The sequence below is a fragment of the Curtobacterium guangdongense genome, from assembly GCF_049341845.1.
GTDB classification, from domain to species: Bacteria; Actinomycetota; Actinomycetes; order Actinomycetales; family Microbacteriaceae; genus Curtobacterium; species Curtobacterium guangdongense.
On sequence record NZ_JBMPIT010000009.1, the window covers coordinates 44,081 to 66,769 of the forward strand.

Genomic DNA, 22,689 nt, shown 5'->3' on the forward strand with positions numbered 1-22,689 from the left:
CGTCTTCGACGTGCTCAGGCCTGAGCGGGGTGCAGGACGACCTTGGTCCAGCCGTCGTCTCGAGCGTCGAAGTGCCGGTACGCGTCCGGCGCCTGCTCGAGCGGCAGGTCGTGGCTGACGATGAACGACGGCTCGGCCTTCCCCGCGGCGATCAGGTCACGCAGCTGCCGGTTGTACCGCTTCACCGGCGCCTGGCCGGTCCCCATGCGCTGGCCCTTGAAGAAGAACGTGCCGTAGTCCAGCGCGATCTGCCCCTTCTTCGCCAGCTCATCGGAAGCACCCGGATCCTCCGGCAGGTACACGCCGACGACGCCGATCCCTCCGGTGAACCGAACGGACGCGATGAGCCGGTTCAGCACCAGGTTCGGCTGCTCCTTCCCGTCGTTGTCGTGCGCCTGGTAGCCCACGGCCTCGATGCCACAGTCGGCGCCCAAGCCGAGGGTCGCGTCGAGGACGGTCTGCACCGGGTCGACCTTCGAGTCGTCGACAGCGATCGCACCGATCGACTCAGCCAGCCGGAGGCGGTCCGCCTGACGATCGACGACGAAGATGCGTGCAGCACCCTTGAGCGACGCGGACAACGCCGCCATCAGACCAACCGGGCCCGCGCCGTACACGACGACCGTGTCGCCCGGCTGCACGCCGGCGAGCTCAGCACCGTGCCACCCCGTCGGGAAGATGTCCGACAGCATCGCGTAGTCGTTCTCCTTCTCGACGGAGTCCTCACCGAGCCGGAGCGCGTTGTAGTCAGCGAACGGCACGCGGAGCAGCTCTGCCTGACCGCCGCGGTACGGACCCATGTCGGCGTACCCGTACGCGGCACCTGCAGCGGCCGGGTTCGGCTGCATCGTCAAGCAGAAACTCGACCAACCACGCTCGCAGTTCTTGCAGAAGCCGCACGCGACGTTGAACGGCAAGACGACACGGTCCCCGACCCGCACCTTCTGCACGCCGTCGCCGACCTCGACGACGGTCCCGAGGTTCTCATGGCCGAAGACACTGCCCGTTTCGATGTCGGTACGGCCTTCGTACATGTGCAGATCCGACCCGCAGATGTTCGTCGCGGTGACCTGCACCACGACATCGGTCGGCTGCTCGATCGTGGCATCCGGCACCTCGTCGACGCTGACGTCGTGCGGCCCGTTGTAGACGACTGCTCGCATGATGCGTGTTCCTCCCTCATCGCTTCGGCACACGACATCGACGACGGGAAGCCACCGACACCGTGACGCTAAGGACGGTACGCCGACCGACATGAACGCTGTCCCATTGCCGCACGCGGTCTACACGACGTCTCGGTGGCCGGTCGTCGACCGGACTCGGCGACACCGAGAACGCGGAGTTCCTTGCCGTCGGCGAGGTGGGAGCGTCGCTGAGGCGCCTGCTAGCGCTGGATGTCGGGAGCTCTTGTCTCAGATAGGTGGTCCGCGATCCTTCTCGGTGAAGGTGCGTCATGCGGACGCTTCGCGCACGCTTCCAGGACTCGGGGTGAGCGACGGACCGTCGCCCGCCGCCCGCACGCATGGCGGCAAGTTGTGTGCGAAGGAGACAGATTATGTGCGCGGCGACTGTCGACGACACCAGCAGATGGTCCGGAATCGGGCGCGCAATCGGGTCTCCGCCACATCTTGTCTGCGATTTCCGCCAACTAGATCGTCCGACTTCGTAGGCCCGACGGCGAGTTGGGCGTCCGGTGCAACGAAGCCAATTCCGTCAGAATGGGGGCGCAAACGAGAGGCCACTACCTCCTGGCTCAGTGATCGGTCGATCGCGTCGGGGCCAAACCGGATTATGCCGCCGCCACCCTTCGGTCTTGGGCGGGGCGCCCTCCGCAGCGAGACCCGAGAAAACCCACCCGTATGGACCACGTCCGGTGTCCTCAGGAAGAGCCACCTGCGCCGCGATTCGGGTGCTTGATCATCCAACGCATCCTGCGTCGAACGCGTCGAGCGCGTCGAACGAGCGTGCGGTAGCCCGATCGGAACGGACCGAAAGAGATGACCACCAGCGCGGCCTACTCAATGAGCACGGCCCACAGCGGGAGCGATGTGCCTGCCAGGTACCCGGCAGCCGTCACGAAGACGCCCACAAGGGCGGTCAGCACGGATCCGGACACGTTTCTTCCGTTCGATCCGCTCCTGGCAGGGAAGCGTGGATCTCAAGCATCGGACGATCCGCCCTCGGCGCGGTCGGATCTCACGTCGGCGAGGAGATCGTCGAGAGTGAGGACCGGGAAGCGGGCCGGTATGAATCCGGCTGCGGTGATCCCGCGCGTGACGAACACGGTCTTCAGGTCGAGGGCTGCTTGTTCAGGCGCCGCTGCGCCGAGCTTCCGCGCGACCTCCCGCACGTACGGGCGGACTTCGTCGTCTTTCCGCGCGAGCTGGGTGGCGTACGACGGTGAGGTTCGTCCGTTGGAGCGTGGCCGATCACGGTAGAACGTCTGCAATTGTCGAGCCGTTTCCATAATGCCGAACACGGCTGCGGGATCCTTCGCTTCGATGAGCCAGACTGTGTTGTCTCCAGGCCGCGCGGCGACGATGTCGATCTCGGTTGTCAGTTCCGGGACGCCGATACGTGTTCCGTCGCCGGGTTTGATGCGGCTGACGGTGGTGAACCCCTCATCGTTCAACGCTTCCGCGACAGCAGTTTCGAAGTGGTTGTTCCGTTCCGCACGTAGCGCCGCGAGTGCTTGGCCGAGTTGAGCTGTCGGCGGTGCCGACCACGGGAGGATCCCTTGTGTGAGGTAGTTGTTGTAGACGCCGAGGGCAACTGTCATGAACTGGGGCGCTATGAGAAGGTCAGCGTCGACCTGGACAATCGGTTGCACGAGCAAGCGGTGTCGCCGTGTGCGCGTGAGCCACGGTTCCCACTCTCCTGCCAGAGTCTGGCTGCTGCTGGTGAGCAGTCGAGTCGCTGCGCGCAACCGTGCGCGACGTGCTTCGTCGGTCGTGTCCACCGCTTCGAACACCCACTGTTCGACCTCGTCCGGACTGGCGCGGGCGATGTTGGCCGCGTCCTCGAATCGATCCCAATGCGTCAGGGCGATGAGGACGAAGTAGATGTCTTCGCGCGACGCGCCGAATTCATGCAGCATCGCCGCGTCGAGGTTGTTGATGACGCGTGTCGATGCGACTGACTCGATCGGGTCGACGTCGTCCAGGTTGGATGCGGCGGTTGCCATGTTGAGGCTCGCGGAGTCGAGTGGCCACTCGGCGGCCTGGTCCGTGAGATCCGGCCTGACTCGCAGCTCGAAAAGGTCCGTCAGCTCGATTTCAACGGGCGTGATCCCGTGGTGAAGTCGTTCGCTGTGCTGCGTGATTGCTAGGTACGCATCGGCGGCGGCGAGAAGTGCTCTCCACGCGTGTCCGTCGATTGGAGCTACTGCCGGTGCACTGGGAATGTCGGGAGCGCCCGTGAGGTCCTGGACGGCTGCTTCGATGAGTATCTCGTTCGCTTGACGGAGGCGGACGAATTCGGCAGAGGCGAGGGCCATCCGTTCGGTGGGGTCCCACGCGGTTGTTAGGTGACGGGCAACGCGCTGCAGGTTGCCGACTGATCGCTCTCGGGCATCGGCAACGCGAACGAGCTGTTCGAGGCCGTAGCTGATGACCTCCCGGGGGGCGTGCACGCGAATTCGTCGGCGGAGTTCCTGGCGGGCGGTCGGGGCGATCAGGTCCCGCACGAGCGCGTTCGCTGCAGTGCCCCGGTAGGTTGCCGGTCGTGTCGCCGATCCGGCGATCCGCTCGGCCAGGATGCGCGTCATTCGGGACTCTTCCGCATCGTCGAAGCGCACTGGGGATGGCAAGTTGAACCGAGCCGTGCGAGATTCCTTGCGCTCCATAATCAGGAAGGGCGGTGCCGCGATGAGCGCCGCGCGGATGTGCTCCGCGTCCGCGTCGCTCGTGCCGGTGCCCCGGACCATGTCGGCGAGCGGGGCTGCGCACATCTCGTTCGTCGCTGTCGGGTTCCCGTCCGCACGGTCGGCGAATGATTCGATGCCAACTCTCCAGGTCGTGTGCCCGATTAGTCCGATTGGGGAGATGTCGGTGGTGCTGCCGGCGATCGGGCTGCTGTCGTCGCTTGACTCGAATCGGACGCGGTAGCCGCGCGCCGCCGAGGTGTGATGCGCCTGCGCCCATTGGTCACCGATGGAGTCCACGGCGAACGCAAGCCCGCCTCCAAGGTCGCTGAGCAGCGTGAAGGGGTTCCCGCGATCCCAATCGTCGCTCGCGACCGGGAAGGCCACGGGAGGTGAGGTTGTAGTGACCGCCCACGCGTCAGGAATGGGCGCCTCGTACGTTCCGCGGCGTTCGTTGTAAAAGGGATTGCCCGCGAAGACGGCCTTCGGCCGCCCGCTCGTGATGTCGGCGAGCTGTGCATCTCGAAGTGGCGGAAGTCCGACATTCAGAAGTGCGGCTTCGAGGGTGTTGAGTTCGGCCGCCCTCTCCCACTCAGCTTCACCGGCGTGCGCTTCGAACATAGCTGCTGAAGGCATGACGCCGCCCGGGAAGAGCTGCTTGCCGTTTGCCCGCCATGGCTCCCAGAGGTTGATCGTCTCCCAGCCGAATAGCGGTGGCAGGTTCGGATCGGCCAGCTCTCGCGCGAACGCGAGCAGATCGCCGTTGTCGTCGGCGGTTTCTGCGATCCAAGTGAGATCTTCGAGAGCGGCCGTAGCACAGCCATTCCGTTGCGGGGCCACGAGATGTGTCGCGCCTGCAAACACGAGCAAGGGAACGATCTCCGTACCCGCGGGAAGTGTAAGCAGGCCACCGTGAGCGAACGGCACCTCGACTGGTTCGGATGCGTCGCGCGCCGCGGAGGCGACCAACTCGACGGCGAACTCGTGCGCGGTGTCCGGGTCGCGCATCACCGGCACCACTTGGACGGCAAGCACACTTGTGGGGCTGAAGGGCACGACCCAGTCGACAGCGTGGGAGTTAGCCCCCAAGAAGTGGTCTGGCGCACCGATGACGGTGCTGTCGAAGCGGAGCAGGGCATCTCGGGTCTGGATGCGGACGCTGCGGCGCACCCGGGCCGCCATTTTGTTGTCCGCCTTGATGCTGAGGACGAGTTCTGCGGTCGCAGCTTGGAGGATTTCGGGGATGAACGCGATTGGGACCCATCGTTCGCGAACGGGGTTGCTGCCGACGCGGAACCGGAGAAATCTGCCGAAGCCGCTGACCCCGTCTGGTGTGTAGTGCGCGTGTGCTCCGGCGGTCGTCATCCATTCGAGGGCACGCGAGTCAGCGTCGGTAAGCGCGAGATCCGGCTGATCGGCGACGAAGCGTTGAACTGCGTCAAGTTCCGCGGCCGCGACGTCTATCGGATCGCCGAGGGCCAGATCGGGTTTCGGCCGCCAGCTGTCCGCAACTGCAGCGATTGTTCGGTCTGCGTAGCGGAGGGCAACTCGCAGAACGTTGCCGATCCCAAAGCCGTGTCGTTCTATGAGGGTGTCGTCCAGGACATCGGCGAAGCGGAGTGCGCGCGTGATGTCTGCGATCGGGCGTTCGACTGTGCCGGGAAACAGGTTGAGGAGTTCGTCATCGAGCCTGGTTCGGACGCGGAGAGTCGGGTCGGTTGCGATGAAGTCTTCGTAGCGAATGTCGATGCCGGCAGCCTGGGCAACGCTGTCGACAGCGTGCTGCAGGCTGGGCTGTCGCTCACCGCGCGTCAGGGCCGCGTCTTCCGCTCGAAGGGCCGCGGCAACTGTCGCCCCAACGGCCGTCCAGCGGTGCCGGCCTCCCGGGGAAGCTCCAGCGGCGGTCAGCTTGACCCAGAGATCGTCAGGGTCGGTCCCGACCAGGACCGCGGCGACTTCGTCGACGCGTCTGCCACTGGTGCGTTGCTTCTTCGGCTTCTTTTGTTTGGTTCGCCCCATACGTTGATTCTCATACATACAGCCGACATCCGTGACGATGCCTCAGTGCGAGTTACTGATCGCACTATGGCTCGTCGAGGAGTTTGATGGCCCGCCCGCAGGAGATGATCACCAGTTCGAGGCTGCGGCAGTAGAGCGATACATCGCGTCTGGTGCCGTTCAGGGGGACCGACTCCCGTGGTCAGAGTCGCTTGCGATCATGCACACACTCGACGAGATCTGTCGGCGAAACATGTGCGTCGTCCGAACCGGTGCCTTCGCTAGCAGGCCCGCCCGCAGGCGGTCTGCACACCCCGCCGCTCGCAGGTCCGGCCGCCTACGCGGCATCTCCCGGTGCGAAGCGGTCATCAGTTGCTCGGAATAGAAGTCAGGGCAAGCCGAAGGGGGCGCACCCTTGCCCGGGTTGCAGCACTCGCTGCCTTCGCCCCACCGGCCGCTGATGCAACGCTCCAACGGTCGCACTTCCTACATCGGAGCACCTGCGCTATTCTTCTGTCAGGTGTATGGCCCTGGGGCCCACTGGCTCGTGACCAGATATGCCACAGAACAGGTTTGACCCGGGTTCGAGTCCCGGCCCGCTTTAGCGCGGTGTAGCTCAACAGGACAGAGCCACCTCGTTCATCCTCTCACGACCAAGTCGCCTTGGTCCAGAAATTTCCCGAGCGAGCAGCGGTTTCAAGATCGAATTCTTGAAGGTCTACCGGGCCATAGTTGTGACGGGCGTATCCAACCAGGGAGCGGCGCCAGGAACTTGAGTTCCTTGCCTTCGCTGTATGCTCAGAGAAATCCGCAGTCGCGATCGACGCCCACCGACTCTTCGGTAGAGTAGCCGAAAGTAATTCGTTGATCTCACGGCCGAGTGACTTGGTGATCGCAAACGCAGTGAACATCGTCTCCGCCGTAACAGCGACCCGGCCATCGCGCAGCAGATCCTCAGGAGAGCTCCCGCCGTTTATTTGGCGCCAGACGGACAATGCTGGTTCCTCTACTTCAGCAATCTTTACCTCTAGATTATCGCTTACTTCTCCACCTGCGTGCGTGATCGAATTGCGAACCTCTCGGAGCACATGAAAGAGCTGAATGAGCTGAAGCGGCTCCGTCGCTCCACAAGTTTCGAAAAGCACGGTATGCATGTTCCAGGCTTTCACCGGCTTCCCATGTGTGATAAGCGTGAAGCCCGAACTCCTGAGTTCGCCTAGGGTATCCATGACGAAGTCCTCGTGCGTCGCTAAAGCGTACGGCACCGCAACAGAGGCTATGTGAAAGTCCGCGTCGTCAAGATAGCGACGGGCATCATCGCTCCGCAGATTGAAGCGCTTGATGTGGGGAACAGAAGGAAACAGCTCGGCGAGCGGCTGACTCTGATTCTCACTCGACGATAAAGCGTGGGCGGCAAGACGGGACCCTGCGAGCATGGCGGTCATAGCGTCATTCACCTCAATGCGGCTCTGAACATACTTCCGATACCCGGGGTACTGAACTTCGGTCATTCGGACGCTCCTCTCCAGTGAACTAACTACTGATGGGTTCCGGCCCTCGGAAACTGGTGACGCGAGCCGGTCGCTGGCAATCGACCATATGTGGAAACTTGATGCAGTAATTCAGCCTAACTCAATTCGACAGACGGGTGAACGACGACGTGGTGATTGTGCTCGCGGGCGAGGCGGAGCAGGTCCGCCAGGGCGGGACTCTGCTCGTCGTGGGAGCCTGCGTACGGTTTCAGCGCAATCACCGCGTTGGTGTCGAGGAGGAAAGTGAGGAGCGGCGGCGCAGCCATGATCTGAAGCTAGTCGAACGCGAGCGTTCTTTGCGAAGACTGCGCGAGTGTCGGGATTGCTCGTTCTCCGCGTCGTCGGTCCGTTGTTACGGCAAGCGGACCCAGGGTGGCTTCGATGGAAGGTGTGCGAGCCAGTCGATTGGCTCGCAATGGTGCTCTGTCACTGGAGGGAAAGTAGTGATGGCCCAGCGCACGTGTCGCACGGGCCGGCCGAGCTCGACAGCGAGAGCTTTCAGCGTTGGCGCCTTCACCCTGAGGCGATCGTGAAGTAGATCGAGGTCGATGTCATGCAGTTCGTGGCCGAGGCTGGCTCCAGGGTGCGCGAAGCGACGAGGACTCCAAGTGACGACTGGAGAGCTGGAAGGGATCGATGGGTTCGGGGGTGGAGTCAGGGTGAGCCAGGCGCTGAGGTAGGTATCGATGGCCTCCTTGAGCTCGGCAGTCATCTGCATGAGGAACTCGGTGTAGCTCGCTGCGTCGGATACATGTTCTCGGAAGCGCAGGCGGTCGGGCAGCGCTGAGGGAGGCGTGGCGGTGATGCGCATGTAGGCGTAACGCTGGGCGTTGAGATGGCGTCGCGCTCGGCCCGTGTCGTGGCCGACAGATTGGCAGATGAGGCGCCAGTGGTGTTCATCGAGGAGCCGTGACGTGTCGAGCTGTTGCCGCTGTCGGTAGTTGATGGGGCCGGGAGCGGCCCTGAGTGAGAGTGCGAGTTCGGTGAGTTGGCGCAGTATCGAGGTGGTCTGCTGGCGTGTACCGAACATCGTCGGCCGCAGCTTCCGCCCGATGCCCGCGATCGCCTCGTAGTCCGGAAGAGCGCCGGTCCCGGCGATGCGAAGCGCGTCAGCGAGTGCGTGTTGCAGCGTGATGCCGTCAGTTCTGGGGTTGATGCCGAGGGGTGCCGCCCATGATGGCCAGAGCAGCGGGGGTATGGCGCCCTCGGCCCAGGTGACGCTGGTGGGGGAGTCGGCGGCATTCATCAGGGCGCTGAACGATTCGGGGTGCGCATCGGGCGCGTCCCATCCCGCTCGGCGGATGAGTTCGAAGCCTTCCCATGCGGCTGCTGAGGCTGCGGATCCGTGTACAAGGCGCTGTATTGGGCTGAGGTCCTGGTCGAGACTGCGGATCACTCGTCCGCGCATGAGTGCGTCGATACCTGGCCAGGCGTCGAGGAAGTTGCGGGCGCTCCAAGGTGCGGGCGCTTCTTTATCGGTGCGAGCCGATCGGTCGTAGGTGAGCTGCCGGATCGTCGGGGCAACAACTGCCTCGTCGTCCATGATGAGTCGGTAGGCGGCTCCGAGGAGCGCTGCCATGGCAAGGGGTTCCTTGGGTGGCGAGGTGCCGATCCGGACGCTGTGATCGAACAGTCCCCGAAGTTCCCATTCGTCGACGCCGGAGAGTTCGGAGATGGTGTCGTGATGGCCCGCCGAGAGCAGCGCGATCGCGACGCCGCGGAGCGTCGCAGCGGGAATGTCGGGGCTGTCGTACGGCCCGGAACGCCAGTGTCGCGAGATCGCTCGTTGAGCGAGGAGCATGGGGGAGTCTGCCGTCAGCGGCTCTTCACGCCATGTCTGTGCGAGCGGATGGCGGCAGTAGTCACCCTCACTCAAGAGTGCCCAGCAAAGGGCCGGGTCGCGACACTCGGTCTCGCGAGGAGATGCTTCGACGATCGGTTGATGGCAGGCGGGGCACGAGTCGTGGAGGACGGCGTTGTGTCGTTCGCAGACGAAGCACCACCACAGTCGCCACTCGGTGTAAAACACGCCAGGCCGTTCCAGCAGGCACGTTGGGCAGTAGCGGGTTCCGCCGCCACGCGTCCAGTTCTTCGACTGCGCGAACGTGCCGTTCACGCGGAATGCTTCGAGCTCTTCGGGGAGGTGCCCCATCACCATCGTCGACAACGTATCGGCGTCGACACCGAGGCCAATATGGATCGCGCGGGCAACCTCTTCCGTGAGCAGGTTGCCGATCTTCTGTCGGCCAGCGCTCGGGAGGGCATCCAGTCCGCACCAAGCGACGATGTCAGCGGCGGACGAGTCTAAGGCGTGCCCTACGCGCCGGAACATGGAGGGCAGCCACTCTCGAGGCGTGAACTCGATGCTCGCGCCGATCCGACGGACGGCAGTGAGGTCGATGTAGGTGAGGGGTTTGTTCATGGTGTCGGCACGGCATCGGTAGCCCAGCGGAACCGATGGGCCCGCCACCCCTCCAGCCGGCGGTGCCGGTCGCGAGCCACGCGCTCGTTCAGCCGCACGGCGTCAATGATCTCCGCAGTGATGCGCTGACCGGGCGTTCGAGTAGCAGCGAGGCAGGCCCCGGTGACGAGCGCGGCGAGAGCATTGACGTAGCCCAGCGTCGATACCCAGAGATGCTCCTCGAACTGCTCACTGAACACCGTCTCGCCACGTTCGTGTCCTGCGAGTCGGACGTGTGCTTCGAGGCCTCGGAGGAGCGCGCGCCACTCACTGATCTCTGCCTTCGTGTCATGGCCGTACCGCTCGAGATCCTGGAAGGCCCACCGGGCGATCGATTGTGTCTGCGTGGCGTTCTGCGCGACCGTCTTCCGGTCCACGAGTAGGTGACGCACGTTGTGCCCGGCGAGCACGATTCGGAGATTCATGTTCTGCAGCGCCTTGAGTGCGTTGTGCAGGTACATGCCGTACTGACCGTCGAAGTTGATCATCTGAACCTCGTCAATGAAGACGTACTGCACGCCATGCCGAAGCGCTGCCTTCTGAAACGCCACCTGCGGGTCCTTCGTTGCCGGGACGGAGAGCTCGTCACAGAGATGGGCGAAGAACGTCTTCACGTGAGGGTTCCCGTCGGCAGAGTGGAAGATCACCGGACGCCAGTCCGGGCTTACCAGCTCGCCTCGCCGTTGTCTTGTGCTGCCGTCCAAGCGGCGATCCCAAGCGGCCGTGCAGAGCGCGCGTACTGCGGCGCGCTTGAGAAGAGTGGTCTTCCCGGTACCGGGCGGGCCGGTGATGACGGGAACGTCGAGGAGGTTGTCGTCCGCTTCGGGCTGAGGCTCCGGCAGGTGCGCAAGGTGCTCCTCCACCGCTCGCACCTGTGCTGTCCGGACGTACGGCCACGCCTTGTACCAGTCTTCAAAGGCCCGGAGGCAGCGGCGCCGGGCGTCGCCGCCAAGCTTCCGGAGATCGTCGTATGAGAGCACTCCGGGATCATCGCTGCCAGCCATCGCTATGCGGCTCACCCATGCTTGGTCGACCGCGTGGAGGAGCCGCCAACTTGCGAGCGGGTGTTCGTCGGCGCCGAAGTACGCGCGGATCCGAGGATCAAGTCCACTCATCAGCCGAACCGGTCAAACAGGTCAACGTCAACCGCGTCGACGTTGGGCAAGAGATCAAGGCCAGCATCGTCAAGAACAAGCTCTTCTCCGGCAGCGAGTACGTCGTCGACGAACTCCGCGCCGAGGAACTGCTCCGCGCCGACGATTGTCCCGAGGTCGCCCCGCTGGATAGCAGTCAGCTGAGAGACGAGAATCTCTTCCGCGTTCCTCTTGCCGTGCAGGTTCGCCAGCAGGATCTTGTCCTCTGCCTGCCATTGCGTGATCATGTCAATTCGCAGCGCCTGCGCCTGCTTTTTGGAGTACGTGCCCCCTTCAAGCCGTGCGTTCGCCCAATCAAGATCAAAATCTCCGAAAGCGACGGTGTCCTCAGTGCGGTGCACCCACGGGACCACGTAGGCATTGCCCTCCGGGTCGAAGCAGTACACCTGTCGCAGGTCCGCCGGGTTCCAAAAGATGCGGACCTTGCCGCTCGGAGCCGCCCCGTCGACCTCGATGAGGAACCGGATGATGGGTGCGTTGTACACGAGTTTGCGGCGGGTAACGCCGTACTGGGTGAGGCGAAGGACCATGTTCGGCAGGAACCGAATCCACTCGTTGCGCCAGGCCGGCATCTCGGTGATGCCGTGCTCCTCAGCAAGTTCGATCCATCGCTCCGTTGGGCTGAGCTGGCGGTGCGTGTCGGCGTACAGACCCTCGTGCTCCTCCACGTTGTGTAGGTCGGTCCACTGCTGGTCGCGGTCAACGAGCTCACGCCAAGTGAGGACCAGCTCCTTCGTCGAGTCGCGGCCGCGCTCGCTGACTGCCGAGCCGATGTAGTTGCGCTGCTGCTGCTCGTAACCGGTCTTCTGGGAGCCGAAGTGGCGTTCCAAGCGCCCCTTCCCGCGTCCGTCCTTCACGCGTGCTGGTTCAACGTCGATGCCGAGCCGGTGCAAAGTGAACATGCCGTACTTGTTGAGGAACTCACGGCCGTTGTCCGTGAGGAGACGACGCGGCGGGATCGGCCACCGCGAGATCACACGGGGCAAGCCGACGAACGGGCGCGGAAAGGTCCGGCCTTCAAACACGACAGCGTCGTGTTCGTCAGTCATCCGGTGGAACGCGTCAGCGATCGCGAGGCCGGCGGCGTATCCGTTGACCTCCTCGGCGATAGACCTACCGACGATGTACCGTGAGCAGGCCTCCATTATCTTCGTGTGATCCACGCGGACTTCTCGTCGCTTACTGACGTCGGCGTAGGGGTCACGAATCATGACGTTCGCGGGCGTCGCGTCAATAAGCCACAACTCGCCGATCCGCTCGGGTTGACGACGCTGCAGGGACACCTTCGGCCCCTCGGCCGCCGACGCTCTACTCTTCGCGTTCCGACGCAGGTGAGGGTAGCGGGCGTAGACCATCGTGAGGGCTCGCTCGAAGGTCCGTTGCGTCGGAACGATCTCGTCGATCTCACGTCGGGCCCATCCGCAGTAGGCCTCGAACATCGCCTGATCGGTGACGGTGGACTGAAAGGCCGCATCCGTCAGAAACCGCCGGACTGACGGTTCGATGCGTTGCGGCAGCGTGCCGAGGTCATCGGTGAGCATTCGCGGGTCGTAGAGACCTGCGTCCCCGTTCGTGGCCTTCTCGAGGATCGTGCGGACAAGTTTCTTCGTGCTCTCAACATGCGTTCCACGCCGCTTGGCGAGCACCTCCGCGATTGCGTTGATGCGCGCGACGCGGCCCGTGACACGGGTGGGATCATGCCACGGGTCTGGTCGGTCGCCATTGGCCTGCTCGGGCCGGAGGCCGGTTTCGAACCAACGGACGATCGCTTTCCGTTCTGCCACCTTCGCCGCCTGCTTAGGCGATGCTCGCTGTTCGAGGGATTTGAGCTTGTCGCTCAGTGGCGGTGGTGCATCGTCCCGAGCGATCAGACGCGCCAGGCGACGGATCGGCATCGAGGTCACGCATCCGACCGTGTCGCGCAGAGTGACCCATGCCTCGCTCACTGTGTCAATGACGTACGACACTCCATCGAGGATGACGGGTACGTTCGGCGCGATCTCCTGGCGCCACGCGTTCTTAGGCATCGTTCCGCCAGACGGTCGAGCTCCGGCTGTACGGCGAGAACATGTCTGTGAGGAGAACCCGCCGCCAGAGCATTCTCCGAATGAGCGTCAGCGACCAGAGCCGCTGGTAACCACTGGCGTCGAGGCGGTCTGCGAGCTCCGTCGCAGGCATGGGTTCGTCGCAGAGATCGAGCGCCACCCGTGACCAACGGTCGTAGCTGATGGCGGGCACGGACGCCTCAGTTAGGTTCTCAAGGTTCCGCCGGAATGGGCGAGACATGCCGGTCCAGATGGCATACCCCAGCCCGAGGAGGCGCAGGGCGTCGGCGATGGCGGGGACCTTCCGCACCCACGTCTGGTCCGCCGCCTCCTCAGGCGTGCGAACGTCGACGATCATCGGCGCGTTCGACGGCCCCATCACCATGACGTCGGGAGTGTGCGTCTTCAACGGTGCGCCGACCGGCCAGAGCATCGTGAACGGCTGGCCCGCGATGAAATGCACCGCTGGATGGAAGTCCGCGATCATCATGAGCGACCGCTCGTGATGCGACTCAGCGCCCACGTGGTGACCGATCGTATGCAGCCAGGTCGCAACGGGCTTGTTGTCTTGCTTAAGGCGCCGGGCGAACTCCCGCATCGAGAGCAGCTGAGGCAGGAGTGCAAGGTCGAAGTGCTCAAGCTTGCTCAACGACGTCGTCTCGCCGTCAACGGTGTAGGCGATTCGGATGTGATCGGCGAATCTGCGCCTGTCGATCGCTAATCGCCGCGCACCCGACGAGGGTCGGAAAACTCGCACGCGTCTCGGATGAAAGCCTGCGGAGGACGGCACATGGACGGGCTTCGAGCGCCGGTCGCCAGGTCCGAACCAGTCGGTGAAGAGACCGAGCGGGTCCACGTTGCGCGTGGCGGGGTCGTCGATCCCCACGCGATCCTGCTGCGCGGTCAACTCGACCAACTCCGAGCCGCGGTCGCCGGCCCAAAAGGGTGGTGACAGGATCGGGAGGACAGGGGGCGGCGCGGACGCCTCGACGGCATCGAATGAAGTAGTAGAACCGTGCACAGCGGCACGATACTCTTAACTTCGAGTTATATACAATGGTTTCATCGATCGGAGGTCTCGTGGTCCCTCGCAGCGCGCACCCACCGCGAGACCGCCATGGCGCTCGCACCCACGGCATCACCGATCTTCGTTGTGGTGAGTCCGATGTCCGAGGCCTCGACCATCAGCTGCAGCCGCCGCTCGGTGGTCTCACGGATCAACAGTTCCGCATCGCGCAGCTCCTGAAGCAGCTCCGCAGCTCGGGCTTCGTCCGACACAACCTTCCGCGGCGAGGTCTTGCGACGGGAGGGGAGGGGCGTGGTCATCGTGCAGTTCCGGTTCTCTCGACGAGCATCGGACCGGCGCTTGCGCACCCCGCGGGCACGTGGAAGGATCCGACGCGAATCTCGCTCGGATCAGACAGGCAGTCTCGAGTTGTGGCGGGCACTACACGCGGTTTGCCGATCGCGTGCCAAGGGGTCAAAGACGACCCCTGCGAGTCGTGCCTGCAGGCCATCGTAGCTCCCCGGTCTATCCAACATGTCCCCGACTCTGAGCCGGACCAACTTCACCATTCTCCCTCGTTTACGAGGCGAAACACCGAATTGAAGACTCTGAGTGAGGGTAAGCGGCTCGATCCGTCGCACACCGCACCAGCAACGTGCCGGGACGCCTATCAACCCGTCAGAGCTCGTCGATCGGAGACACTGTGACCGACTCGGGACCGGACTCCGGTGAGTTCGCTGCAGCGGCGCGGATAGAGATGACCCGCGCAGCTGCCCTGCGGTTGACGGACCCGGTCCTACGTCGGTTGCTCGAGCAGGTTGCGGACGGCGCGGGGTCTGCGTCCGACGCCGTCGAGAGCGCCTTGAACCACGTTGATCACAATCGTCAGAGTGACGCTCTTGGCGGTGACGCCGGCCGGGCGTTGTCACTTGCTGATGCGGCGCTCGGCGCGGAGGGCTTGCAGGTCACCGACACTGCCGTACGAGAGCTGGGCCGCCGAGTTGCCGAGGGGCGGATGACCGGCGACGAAGCAGTCGCGTTCATCGACGCGCTCCTCCCGTCCGGCGTTGTGGGGACACAAGCTGAGTCTCAGGTCGGCGCACTCGACGAACGAACTGGTCCCTTCTTCGATGCAGCCTCACTGCTCGGCCTACTTCAAGTGAGCGCCGCCGCCCTGACTGTATTGGTCCAAAACGGCGATGTGTTAGCTGTCGTGTCGGCCGAGGGTCTCCCTCTCTATCCGGCATTCCAGTTCGACGAGACCGGGCAGCCCTTGCCCCGACTACGGGAGGTGCTCGCTCAACTCGACCCCTCACGAACTGATCCCTGGGGAGACGCCGTCTGGTTGAACGCCCCAGGTGATGAGCTTGACGGGATGAGCCCAGCCGCCGCCCTTCGGGACGGGCGAGCGGGCGACGTTATTCGTCTCGCAGGCCAAGCGGGATCCTTCCACTTCGGATAAGGGCTGACCAGCAAGTCTCCTCACGTGCCTGACCGTCTCGCTTAGGGGGCCTCCTCCGGAACCCATTACGGACTACCTATCCGGACGGGTGTGAGCAGCTTCGCTCTGTGTCGCGGTTTTCGCTGCGTTCCGTGTCGGGTTAGGTGGTGCCGATGACGAGGGTGCTGCGGGCGGCTTCGACGACGTCGTTGGTGATGACGTCGAGCTCGTTGATCTTCAGGACACGTTGAATCTGTGGGAGGAGACGTTCGAGGAGACGGAAGTTGCCGCGGGTGATGCGTTCGACGGCGGCGATGGCTTGCGCGTCAGTGAAGTCGTCGGGGTCGAGGGTCTTGCCGAGCTTGCGCCATTGACGTTCGAGGACGAACAGCAGCTCGTCGTGGCCGAGGGGGCGGTGCTGGTGGGCGAACCCGAGTCGGCTGTAGAGCTGTGGGTAGTGAGTGAACTGCTTCTCGATGCCGGGCATGCCGATCAGGATCATCGCGATGCCTGTTCGGTCGTACTGGTCGCGGAGCCACTCGATGGCGTTGCCGGTGAGGCGTTCGGACTCATCGATGATGATCAGCTCGAGCAGTGACGGGTTGGGGCCGTGCGCGTGGTCGACGTGGCCGCCGTGGAGGACGAGGTGTTCCTCGATGCAGCGTTCGGTGCGGATCATGTCGTGCCGGAGGTCCTCTTGCAGGGCGCGCATCGTCGCGGAGACCTCGGGCGTGTAGAAGACGGTCCGGGCGCGGTGGGCCGCGGCATAGATCTTGGTGTCGTCTTCACTGCGTGCGGCCCACCTGGCGATGAACGGGCCGATGCTGTCCCAGTGCGCGTAGCGGCGCGCTGAGAGGGTCTTGCCGACGCCGGCGGGCCCGAAGCAGACGCCGATGGTGTTCTGCTTCCGGACCGCGTCGGCAAACTCTGCGAACCGGCGGTGCTCCTTGGTGACGATGAACTGGCTCGTCATGACCGGTCCTCCTCGTAGGTCTTCAGTCGCGGCCGATCCGTCTCGACGGCTGCCGGTGTGGTGGTGTCGTCGAGTTTGGGATTGACGATCGCGATGCGTTCGTGGATCTGCCCGCGTAAAGCCCGGCGGTGAGCGTTCCTGGCGGCTTGGATCTGCTTGAGGCTGATCGTCTCGGTCTGGTGCTCGGTGCTGATCGCGGTGCAGAGGAACACGTCGCGGTGGAAGACGCGGATCTCGGTGACGTCGCGTGGGTCGTACCGGACACTCACGGTGCTACCGACGAACGGCGCGAGAGTGGCCGCGGTGTAGCGGAGGCCCTCGAAGTGGATGCCATCGCGCTGCACGACCCGCGTCGTGGGGACGGTGAGCAGGAACCCGTCGAGCTGTTCAAGGGACTCCGGGAGCCGTGGCAGCCACCCGTCTGCAATCCACGCGTGCAGTGGGCTCGTCCGGAGCTCGCGGTGGGTGCGGGCGTTGTAGCTGCGGATGAACGTGCTGATGGCACTGTCGACGCCGCCGAGATCCAGCGCCGGCGTCGGCGCCGAGGATCCGGCTGCGAAATGGCCGGGGAGCGTTGGGAGCAGTTCGGTGTTGATCGTGCCGAAGAACCGCTCGATCTTCCCGCGCCCCTGGGGCCGGGCGACCTGCGAGTGGATGATGCGGAGGTGCAGCACAGCGGCGGTGTCGCCGAGACGATGGCTGGTGAAGTCGGACCCGTGGTCCGTGTAGAGCACGTCCGGGATCCCGCAGACGGGCCAGTCCGGTTCCGGCTTGTGCCAGATCGCTTGGCGCAGCGCGAGCGCGGTGTTCGCCGCTGACGGGGCACCGAGGAACACCATGTACCCGCAGATCGCGCGGGAGTAGTCGTCGAGGATCACCGTCAACCACGGCCGTGCGGGCTTGCCGTTGGGCCCGACGATGAGCAGGTCAAGCATCGTGTGGTCCGCCTGCCAGATCGCGTTCGGGCGGTCCGCGCGACGTCGGAGCAGCAGCTCGTGTTTGTCACGGTATGACGCTGGCCCCTCGAGTGCGAGCGTCACCATTCCGGGATCGAGCCCGTTCACGATCGACCGCACGGCGGAGTACGACGGCGACGGCAGTCCCCGTTCAGCGCAGTGGACGCCAACCTGACGGTGAATGGTGGCGATCGACGGCCGCGGCTTGGTGAGCGCAAGCCCTTCGACCAGGCGGACGAGTTCCGGTGCTGTGCGTCGGACGCCATGGTCGGCGCGAGCGTCGTCGGCGAGGGCGGCGTATCCGCCTGTCCGGTAGCGGGCGAGCCAGCGTTGCAGGGTGCGCTCGGTGACGCCCGTGCTGCGGGCCAGAGTGGCAAGCGGGATTGCGTCCTCGACGTGCAGTCGAAGGATTCGCCACCGCTCGCTCGCGTCCATGACCGGCTACATCGTCGGTGAGGGCTTTGCGCGTCGGCGGGCGACGGGTTCGGCGTGCTTCGCGAGCGTCCGGTAGATGGTGGTGCGGCTGACGCCGAGGACATCGCCGATCTGCGCGACGGTCATGTCCTGCTGTTCGTAGAGCCGGCGTGCGGTGCGCACCTGGTCCGCGGAGAGCCGAGATGGTCGGCCGCCGGTTCTGCCGCGGGCTCGGGCGGCGGCGAGGCCGGCGTTGGTGCGTTCCTTGATGAGGTCCCGTTCGAACTCCGCCAGCGCAGCGAAGACGTGGAACACAAGCCGGCCACCGGGTGAGGTGGTGTCAATGGTCTCCTGCAGCGACCGGAACCCGATGCCGCGTTCGGCGAGTGCGTGCAGCTGGTCGATGAGGTGCCGGATGGATCGACCGAGCCGGTCGAGTCGCCAGACGACGAGAGTGTCGCCGGGGCGGAGCTGGTCGAGGAGCTTGTCGAGCTCGGGCCGGTGTTGCAGCGACCCGGACATGGTGTCGACGAACACGCGGTAGCAGCCGGCGGCGCCCAGCGCGTCGATCTGTAGCGACGCGTCCTGGTCGGTGGTGGACACGCGCGCGTACCCGAGGAGGTGACCCATGGAGAGAACGTAGCGAAACTCGACCAGGAGGGGTAGTGGCGGCACGTAGATTCCGGGATTGGGTTCCGTTACAAGACACGCCGCCTCACACGCTGCCGAACCGTCGGCACGGGCAGTTGTAGCGGAGTCGTTCGTATTTGCTACAGCCGGTGAGTCAGCGCCGCGAGCCGGAGCGCTCGGACGGAACGTCGTTGTTGTTCCGCGCGATGGCGGCCGTTGGCCGGAGAGGGGTGTGGTGCCGCGATGACGGGTACGAGTCGGGGGTGCTCGTCCAGGGTGAGGTGCCGCATGACTCCGTCGAGGGCGGCGGTACCGTACGTGACGATGGCATCGAGCACGGGGAGCACCTTGAGCAGAGTTTCGAGGGCGTGTCGCCCCTCGTCGATGTCCACAGGTCGGACGCGGCCGAGAATCTCCCACGGGATGAGGTTCCAGCGGAGGTAGTCGTTGCGTGCGAGTCCGGACTCGATGCGGGCTGCGCGGAACGCGGCCGCGGTCGGGCCCGGGTTGTCCTCGCTGCAGATCGCCGTGTGCGCTGCGGCGATCGTCTGGGGGCCGGGCGACTGCATGAGGACCAGGACGCGGCTGGATGTGCCGCCGGATCTCGGGTCGAAGTTCGGGACGAACCGCCGTGAACCGTCGGGTGCGGTGCGCCATGCCTCGGCGAGGGCGTTCAGGGATCGAACGTCCGCGACCTCGTCCGCGAGTTCGTCGGGGGTGCTCATGCCGGCTGTGGTGGTGCGAGGAGTGTGCCGCGGATGACGGAGCCGTGGAAGGTGCGGACGGCAACGGTGATCCACGCGGCGACGAGGCCCACGTAGTAGACGACTGCGAGGACGGCGACGACGGTGAGTCCGGAGTGCAGGGCCAGGCCGTTCAGGCCGGTGACGCAGGTGCCGACGGGGAACGTGAATGACCACCAGGTCAGGCTGAACGGCAGGTGTTCGCGGGCGGTGCGGATGGTGATGGCGAGGGCGATGACGGTCCACAGCAGCGCGAAGCCGAGCATCGCGAACCCGTACACCAGCGCCACGACCAGCAGTGCGTGGGCGGTCGACGCGTCGACGACGGCGGGGGCGTTCGATGCGAGGAGGTTTACCGCGGTGATGGACTGTCCGACCGGTCCGAGGACGATCCACAGGGTCGGCACCATACCGGCGGCACCGACCTTGTGTTGCGCGAGACGGTTCCAGATCAGCGTAATGACGACCAGGGACGTGATGAGGCTGAGGCCGAAGAAGCCGTAGCAGGACCACAGCAGGGTCTCCCGTGCCTGCCCGGCGGGGGCATACGGCAGGAGGAGCGCACCGGTCGAGGCGGACACCATCGGCGGGACGATCGGCATCAGCCAGCCGCCGAACGCGGATTCGGGCGTGTTCTCGTGGCGGGTGAACGCCAGGTACGGCACCAGGACCGCGGTGAGCAGGCCGCCGATGGTGCCGATGGTCCAGAGGACCCAGTCGACGGTGACGGCGGCGGGGAGGCCGATCCAGTCCTTGCCGAGGAGGATCGTGCCGGCGCCGACGGTGAGGAACGCCATGGGCGGTGCGCCGTAGAAGTGGGAAATCACCGGGTTGAGGTGGTGCTTCGCTGCGGTGCTCCGGTAGCGGACCCAGTGCAGGACCGTCGCGATGGTGAGGGCGACGAGCAGGACCGCCGCGATCGCCCAGACGACCGTCGCCGCCGTGCGCAGACCGGGGAACTGCAGCGGTAACGACGCGGCCGCGACGGCGACGATCCCGGTCCCCATGATCGACGCGAACCAGTTCGGGGTCAGGTTCGACACGATCAGGCCGGGCCGCTCCAGCTCCCGGAACAGCCGCCGGTCGCGCACACCGTGCTCAGAGGCTGCGGGTGCGTGGGCGAGGTGAGCGGACATGCACCCATCGTGCGCGTGTGCCCCGTGGTTCGGGAACGGCGGACTCGTTGGCAGGGCACAATGGTTGCTTGTGGCACTGCGGCGGTTGACGGACCGGATCCTGGACCTCGACACCCTCGAGGTCCTCGTCCGCGTCGCGGAGACCGGGTCGTTGACCCGCGCGGCCGAGGTGTTGGGGGTGACACAGCAGGCGGTGTCTGCGCGCTTGCGTGCCGCGGAGCAGGCGACCGGTCAGCCGCTGGCGCACCGGACGGCATCCGGGACCGCGCTGACCGACGCCGGCCGGGTGGTGCTCGGTCTCGCCGTCCCGGTGTTGGAGGCCTCCCGGCGGCTTGAAGCAGGCGTCGCCGCGCTGCGGGAACCGGCGGGATCCCTCGTGATCGCAGCGTCGCAGACGATCGCCGAACTCCTGCTGCCCGGATGGCTGCTCACCCACCGTGCTGCCACGCCGGATGCGTCGGTGCGTTTGATCGCGGGGAACTCCGCCGACGTGACCGACCTCGTCCGTTCCGGCGCTGCCGACGTCGGGTTCACGGAGACTCCTGCTGCGCCGATTGGCCTCTCATCGTTGGTGGTCGATGAGGACGAACTCGTGGTCGTCGTCGCCCCGCACCATCCTTGGGCAAGCGCTTCGGCCATCACCTCGGATGACCTCGCGGAGACGCCCCTGCTGCTCCGTGAGGAAGGGTCCGGCACCCGCTCCACGGTCGAAGCGTGGCTCGACGACGCGGGTCTGACCCTGGTCCCGCCGGCTGCAGTGCTGGAAACGACTGGCATCATCCGCGCCAACGCTCGAGCGGGCATCGCGCCCGCGGTGATGAGTCTCCGCACCGTCGACACTGACCTCGAAGACGGTGCCCTCGTCCGGGCGCTACTGCTCGGCCCGCCACTGATCCGGCCGCTGCGAGCGATCTGGTCAGGCCGCCCGGGGCCCGCTGTGACGGCGTTCCTGGACACTGCTCGCAGCTCGAGTACCGGTGGTCAGATCAGTCCGTAGGGCAGCTCCGGGTGCTGCTCGGCGATCTCGGTGAGCCGGTTGTACTTCGCGACGCGTTCCCCGCGGCCGGGTGCGCCGGACTTGATCTGCCCGGTGCCGGTCCCGACAACGAGGTCCGCGATGAACGTGTCCGTGGTCTCCCCAGAACGGTGGGAGACCATGCTGGCCATCCCGATGCTCTTGGCGGTGGCGATCGCGCCGAGGGTCTGGGAGACGGTCCCGATCTGGTTCGGCTTGATCAGTGCCGCGTTCGTCAGCTGCTGCTCGCCGCCGTCGCGGATCCGCTGTGGGTCGGTGACGTAGAGGTCGTCGCCGACGATCTGGATCCGGTCGCCGAGCGCCGCTTGCATGCGGCGGAACCCCTCATGGTCGTCTTCCGCGAACCCGTCTTCGATGCTCCGGATCGGATACGTGTCGATGAGGTGCCGGTAGTAGTCGACCAGCCCGTCCCGGTCGAGGCTGTCGTTGAGCACCCGGTAGGAGCCGTCGCCCTGGGAGAACTCGTTCGCGGCCGGATCGAGCGCGATCGCCACCTGATCGACGCCCGGCTCGTAGCCGGCGGTACGGATCGCGTCGACGAGCAGGTCGAGCGCTTCCTCGGGCGCAGCGATCGACGGTGCGAAACCGCCCTCGTCGCCGAGGCCGAGGCTGCCGAACCGGTCCCGAACCAGCGCCGCGAGAGCGTGGTACACGTCTGCGCCGATTCGGACGGCGTCTGCCATCGAGCCTGCGTTGACGGGAGCGATCATGAACTCCTGGAAGTCCAGCTCGTTCGCTGCGTGCGCGCCGCCGTTGAGGACGTTGAAGTGCGGGACCGGCATCCGCGGCGTCGAGCCGGTGATCTCAGCGATCCACTGCCAGAGCGGGAGGTCCGCGGCATGGGCGAGGGCCCTGGATGCGGCGATCGAGGTGGCGACAACGCTGTTCGCGCCGAGCCGGCGGTACCCGGTGGTGCCGTCAAGTTCGGCAAGGGCGGCGTCGATCTGCCCGATCGCCGACCACGACCGGCCGGTGAGGAGCCCTGAGATGTCGGTGTCGATCAGGTGGAGCGCCTGGGTGACGTCGCGGCCGCCGAACGCGGAACCGCCGTCGCGGAGCTCGACGGCTTCGTGGGCGCCGGTGGATGCGCCCGCGGGGGCGTCCCCGGTGACGGTGCGGCCGTCGTCGAGCTCGAGGGACACGCGGACGGTCGGGTAGCCGCGGGAGTCGAGGATGCGGGCGCCGTGGACGGCGTCGATGGTGACGGGGTGGTCGTGGTGGGTGACGTACTCACCCTGATGGGCTCCGTGGTGGTGGATGCCGCTGATGTAGTCGTTCATGGTGACGCTCCTTCGGTTCGGT

17 protein-coding genes and 1 pseudogene are annotated in these 22,689 nt (G+C 65.4%); 2 read left to right on the top strand and 16 right to left on the bottom strand.

The genetic code is table 11. From position 1 onward, the window contains the following. Positions 1–14 precede the first annotated feature (14 nt). The 9 genes from ACO0E1_RS14975 to ACO0E1_RS15015 all read right to left on the bottom strand — a co-directional run bounded on the left by ACO0E1_RS14975 (position 15) and on the right by ACO0E1_RS15015 (position 14,378). Positions 15–1,163: a glutathione-independent formaldehyde dehydrogenase gene (locus ACO0E1_RS14975; protein WP_422874928.1), complete on the bottom strand. Its 1,149-nt coding sequence runs from the start codon at positions 1,161–1,163 to the stop codon at positions 15–17. Between the two features lie 995 nt (positions 1,164–2,158). Then, positions 2,159–5,881, bottom strand: a complete 3,723-nt coding sequence (locus ACO0E1_RS14980; RefSeq protein ID WP_422874929.1) for a hypothetical protein — start codon at positions 5,879–5,881, stop codon at positions 2,159–2,161. 626 nt (positions 5,882–6,507) lie between these two features. Then, positions 6,508–7,371: a hypothetical protein gene (locus ACO0E1_RS14985; protein ID WP_153001724.1), complete on the bottom strand. Its 864-nt coding sequence runs from the start codon at positions 7,369–7,371 to the stop codon at positions 6,508–6,510. Between the two features lie 116 nt (positions 7,372–7,487). Beyond that, positions 7,488–7,658, bottom strand: a complete 171-nt coding sequence (locus tag ACO0E1_RS14990) for a hypothetical protein (RefSeq protein ID WP_161968397.1) — start codon at positions 7,656–7,658, stop codon at positions 7,488–7,490. Positions 7,659–7,744: 86 nt separating this feature from the next. Then, positions 7,745–9,814: a TniQ family protein gene (locus tag ACO0E1_RS14995; protein ID WP_058749358.1), complete on the bottom strand. Its 2,070-nt coding sequence runs from the start codon at positions 9,812–9,814 to the stop codon at positions 7,745–7,747. Then, entirely contained in the window at positions 9,811–10,968 is a 1,158-nt protein-coding gene (locus ACO0E1_RS15000; protein ID WP_422874930.1) for an AAA family ATPase, read from the bottom strand. Before ACO0E1_RS15000 ends, ACO0E1_RS14995 begins: the two co-directional genes overlap by 4 nt. Then, positions 10,968–12,911 carry a hypothetical protein gene (locus ACO0E1_RS15005; protein ID WP_422874931.1) on the bottom strand — a complete coding sequence of 648 codons (1,944 nt, stop codon included), beginning with the start codon at positions 12,909–12,911 and terminating at the stop codon, positions 10,968–10,970. Before ACO0E1_RS15005 ends, ACO0E1_RS15000 begins: the two co-directional genes overlap by 1 nt. Before the next feature lie 115 nt (positions 12,912–13,026). Next, positions 13,027–14,073, bottom strand: a complete 1,047-nt coding sequence (locus ACO0E1_RS15010) for a hypothetical protein (protein WP_058749361.1) — start codon at positions 14,071–14,073, stop codon at positions 13,027–13,029. A 41-nt stretch (positions 14,074–14,114) separates the two neighbouring features. Beyond that, a complete protein-coding gene (locus ACO0E1_RS15015; protein ID WP_058749362.1) occupies positions 14,115–14,378 on the bottom strand; it encodes a helix-turn-helix domain-containing protein in 264 nt (87 codons plus the stop codon). Between the two features lie 383 nt (positions 14,379–14,761). On the opposite strand from ACO0E1_RS15015, the gene ACO0E1_RS15020 reads away from it, so the two are divergent. Next, positions 14,762–15,520, top strand: a complete 759-nt coding sequence (locus ACO0E1_RS15020) for an antitoxin VbhA family protein (RefSeq protein ID WP_058749363.1) — start codon at positions 14,762–14,764, stop codon at positions 15,518–15,520. Between the two features lie 139 nt (positions 15,521–15,659). Here ACO0E1_RS15020 and ACO0E1_RS15025 read toward each other — a convergent pair whose 3' ends face one another. From ACO0E1_RS15025 to ACO0E1_RS15050, 6 genes and pseudogenes are all read right to left on the bottom strand, one after another. Further along, entirely contained in the window at positions 15,660–16,472 is an 813-nt protein-coding gene (locus tag ACO0E1_RS15025) for an AAA family ATPase (protein ID WP_422874932.1), read from the bottom strand. Continuing rightward, complete coding sequence (locus ACO0E1_RS15030) at positions 16,469–17,515, bottom strand: Mu transposase C-terminal domain-containing protein (protein WP_422872231.1); 1,047 nt, start codon at positions 17,513–17,515, stop codon at positions 16,469–16,471. Before ACO0E1_RS15030 ends, ACO0E1_RS15025 begins: the two co-directional genes overlap by 4 nt. A gap of 237 nt (positions 17,516–17,752) precedes the next feature. Next, positions 17,753–17,863: pseudogene (locus ACO0E1_RS15035) on the bottom strand (hypothetical protein); the annotation flags it as partial. A gap of 6 nt (positions 17,864–17,869) precedes the next feature. Next, the gene (locus tag ACO0E1_RS15040; protein ID WP_002857200.1) at positions 17,870–18,472 is read right to left on the bottom strand and encodes a recombinase family protein; all 603 of its coding nucleotides are present in this window, start codon (positions 18,470–18,472) and stop codon (positions 17,870–17,872) included. A 140-nt stretch (positions 18,473–18,612) separates the two neighbouring features. Then, complete coding sequence (locus ACO0E1_RS15045; RefSeq protein ID WP_058749365.1) at positions 18,613–19,197, bottom strand: uracil-DNA glycosylase family protein; 585 nt, start codon at positions 19,195–19,197, stop codon at positions 18,613–18,615. Beyond that, the gene (locus ACO0E1_RS15050; protein ID WP_058749366.1) at positions 19,194–20,351 is read right to left on the bottom strand and encodes a TDT family transporter; all 1,158 of its coding nucleotides are present in this window, start codon (positions 20,349–20,351) and stop codon (positions 19,194–19,196) included. Before ACO0E1_RS15050 ends, ACO0E1_RS15045 begins: the two co-directional genes overlap by 4 nt. Positions 20,352–20,421: 70 nt before the next feature. Here ACO0E1_RS15050 and ACO0E1_RS15055 point away from each other — a divergent pair, with 70 nt between their 5' ends. Continuing rightward, positions 20,422–21,348 (top strand): LysR family transcriptional regulator, encoded by a 927-nt coding sequence (locus tag ACO0E1_RS15055; RefSeq protein WP_002854169.1) that lies wholly within the window; start codon positions 20,422–20,424, stop codon positions 21,346–21,348. On the opposite strand, the gene eno is transcribed toward ACO0E1_RS15055, so the two are convergent. Further along, positions 21,333–22,667, bottom strand: a complete 1,335-nt coding sequence (gene eno, locus ACO0E1_RS15060; protein ID WP_082687493.1) for a phosphopyruvate hydratase — start codon at positions 22,665–22,667, stop codon at positions 21,333–21,335. The genes ACO0E1_RS15055 and eno overlap by 16 nt on opposite strands. Positions 22,668–22,689: the final 22 nt, after the last annotated feature.

Coding starts and splice junctions, on each gene's coding strand:
- ACO0E1_RS14975 (WP_422874928.1), bottom strand. CDS start 1,163: ATGCGAGCAGTCGTCTACAACGGGCCGCACGACGTCAGCGTCGACGAG.
- ACO0E1_RS14980 (WP_422874929.1), bottom strand. CDS start 5,881: ATGGGGCGAACCAAACAAAAGAAGCCGAAGAAGCAACGCACCAGTGGC.
- ACO0E1_RS14985 (WP_153001724.1), bottom strand. CDS start 7,371: ATGACCGAAGTTCAGTACCCCGGGTATCGGAAGTATGTTCAGAGCCGC.
- ACO0E1_RS14990 (WP_161968397.1), bottom strand. CDS start 7,658: ATGGCTGCGCCGCCGCTCCTCACTTTCCTCCTCGACACCAACGCGGTG.
- ACO0E1_RS14995 (WP_058749358.1), bottom strand. CDS start 9,814: ATGAACAAACCCCTCACCTACATCGACCTCACTGCCGTCCGTCGGATC.
- ACO0E1_RS15000 (WP_422874930.1), bottom strand. CDS start 10,968: ATGAGTGGACTTGATCCTCGGATCCGCGCGTACTTCGGCGCCGACGAA.
- ACO0E1_RS15015 (WP_058749362.1), bottom strand. CDS start 14,378: ATGACCACGCCCCTCCCCTCCCGTCGCAAGACCTCGCCGCGGAAGGTT.
- ACO0E1_RS15025 (WP_422874932.1), bottom strand. CDS start 16,472: ATGACGAGCCAGTTCATCGTCACCAAGGAGCACCGCCGGTTCGCAGAG.
- ACO0E1_RS15030 (WP_422872231.1), bottom strand. CDS start 17,515: ATGGTGACGCTCGCACTCGAGGGGCCAGCGTCATACCGTGACAAACAC.
- ACO0E1_RS15040 (WP_002857200.1), bottom strand. CDS start 18,472: ATGGGTCACCTCCTCGGGTACGCGCGCGTGTCCACCACCGACCAGGAC.
- ACO0E1_RS15045 (WP_058749365.1), bottom strand. CDS start 19,197: ATGAGCACCCCCGACGAACTCGCGGACGAGGTCGCGGACGTTCGATCC.
- ACO0E1_RS15050 (WP_058749366.1), bottom strand. CDS start 20,351: ATGTCCGCTCACCTCGCCCACGCACCCGCAGCCTCTGAGCACGGTGTG.
- eno (WP_082687493.1), bottom strand. CDS start 22,667: ATGAACGACTACATCAGCGGCATCCACCACCACGGAGCCCATCAGGGT.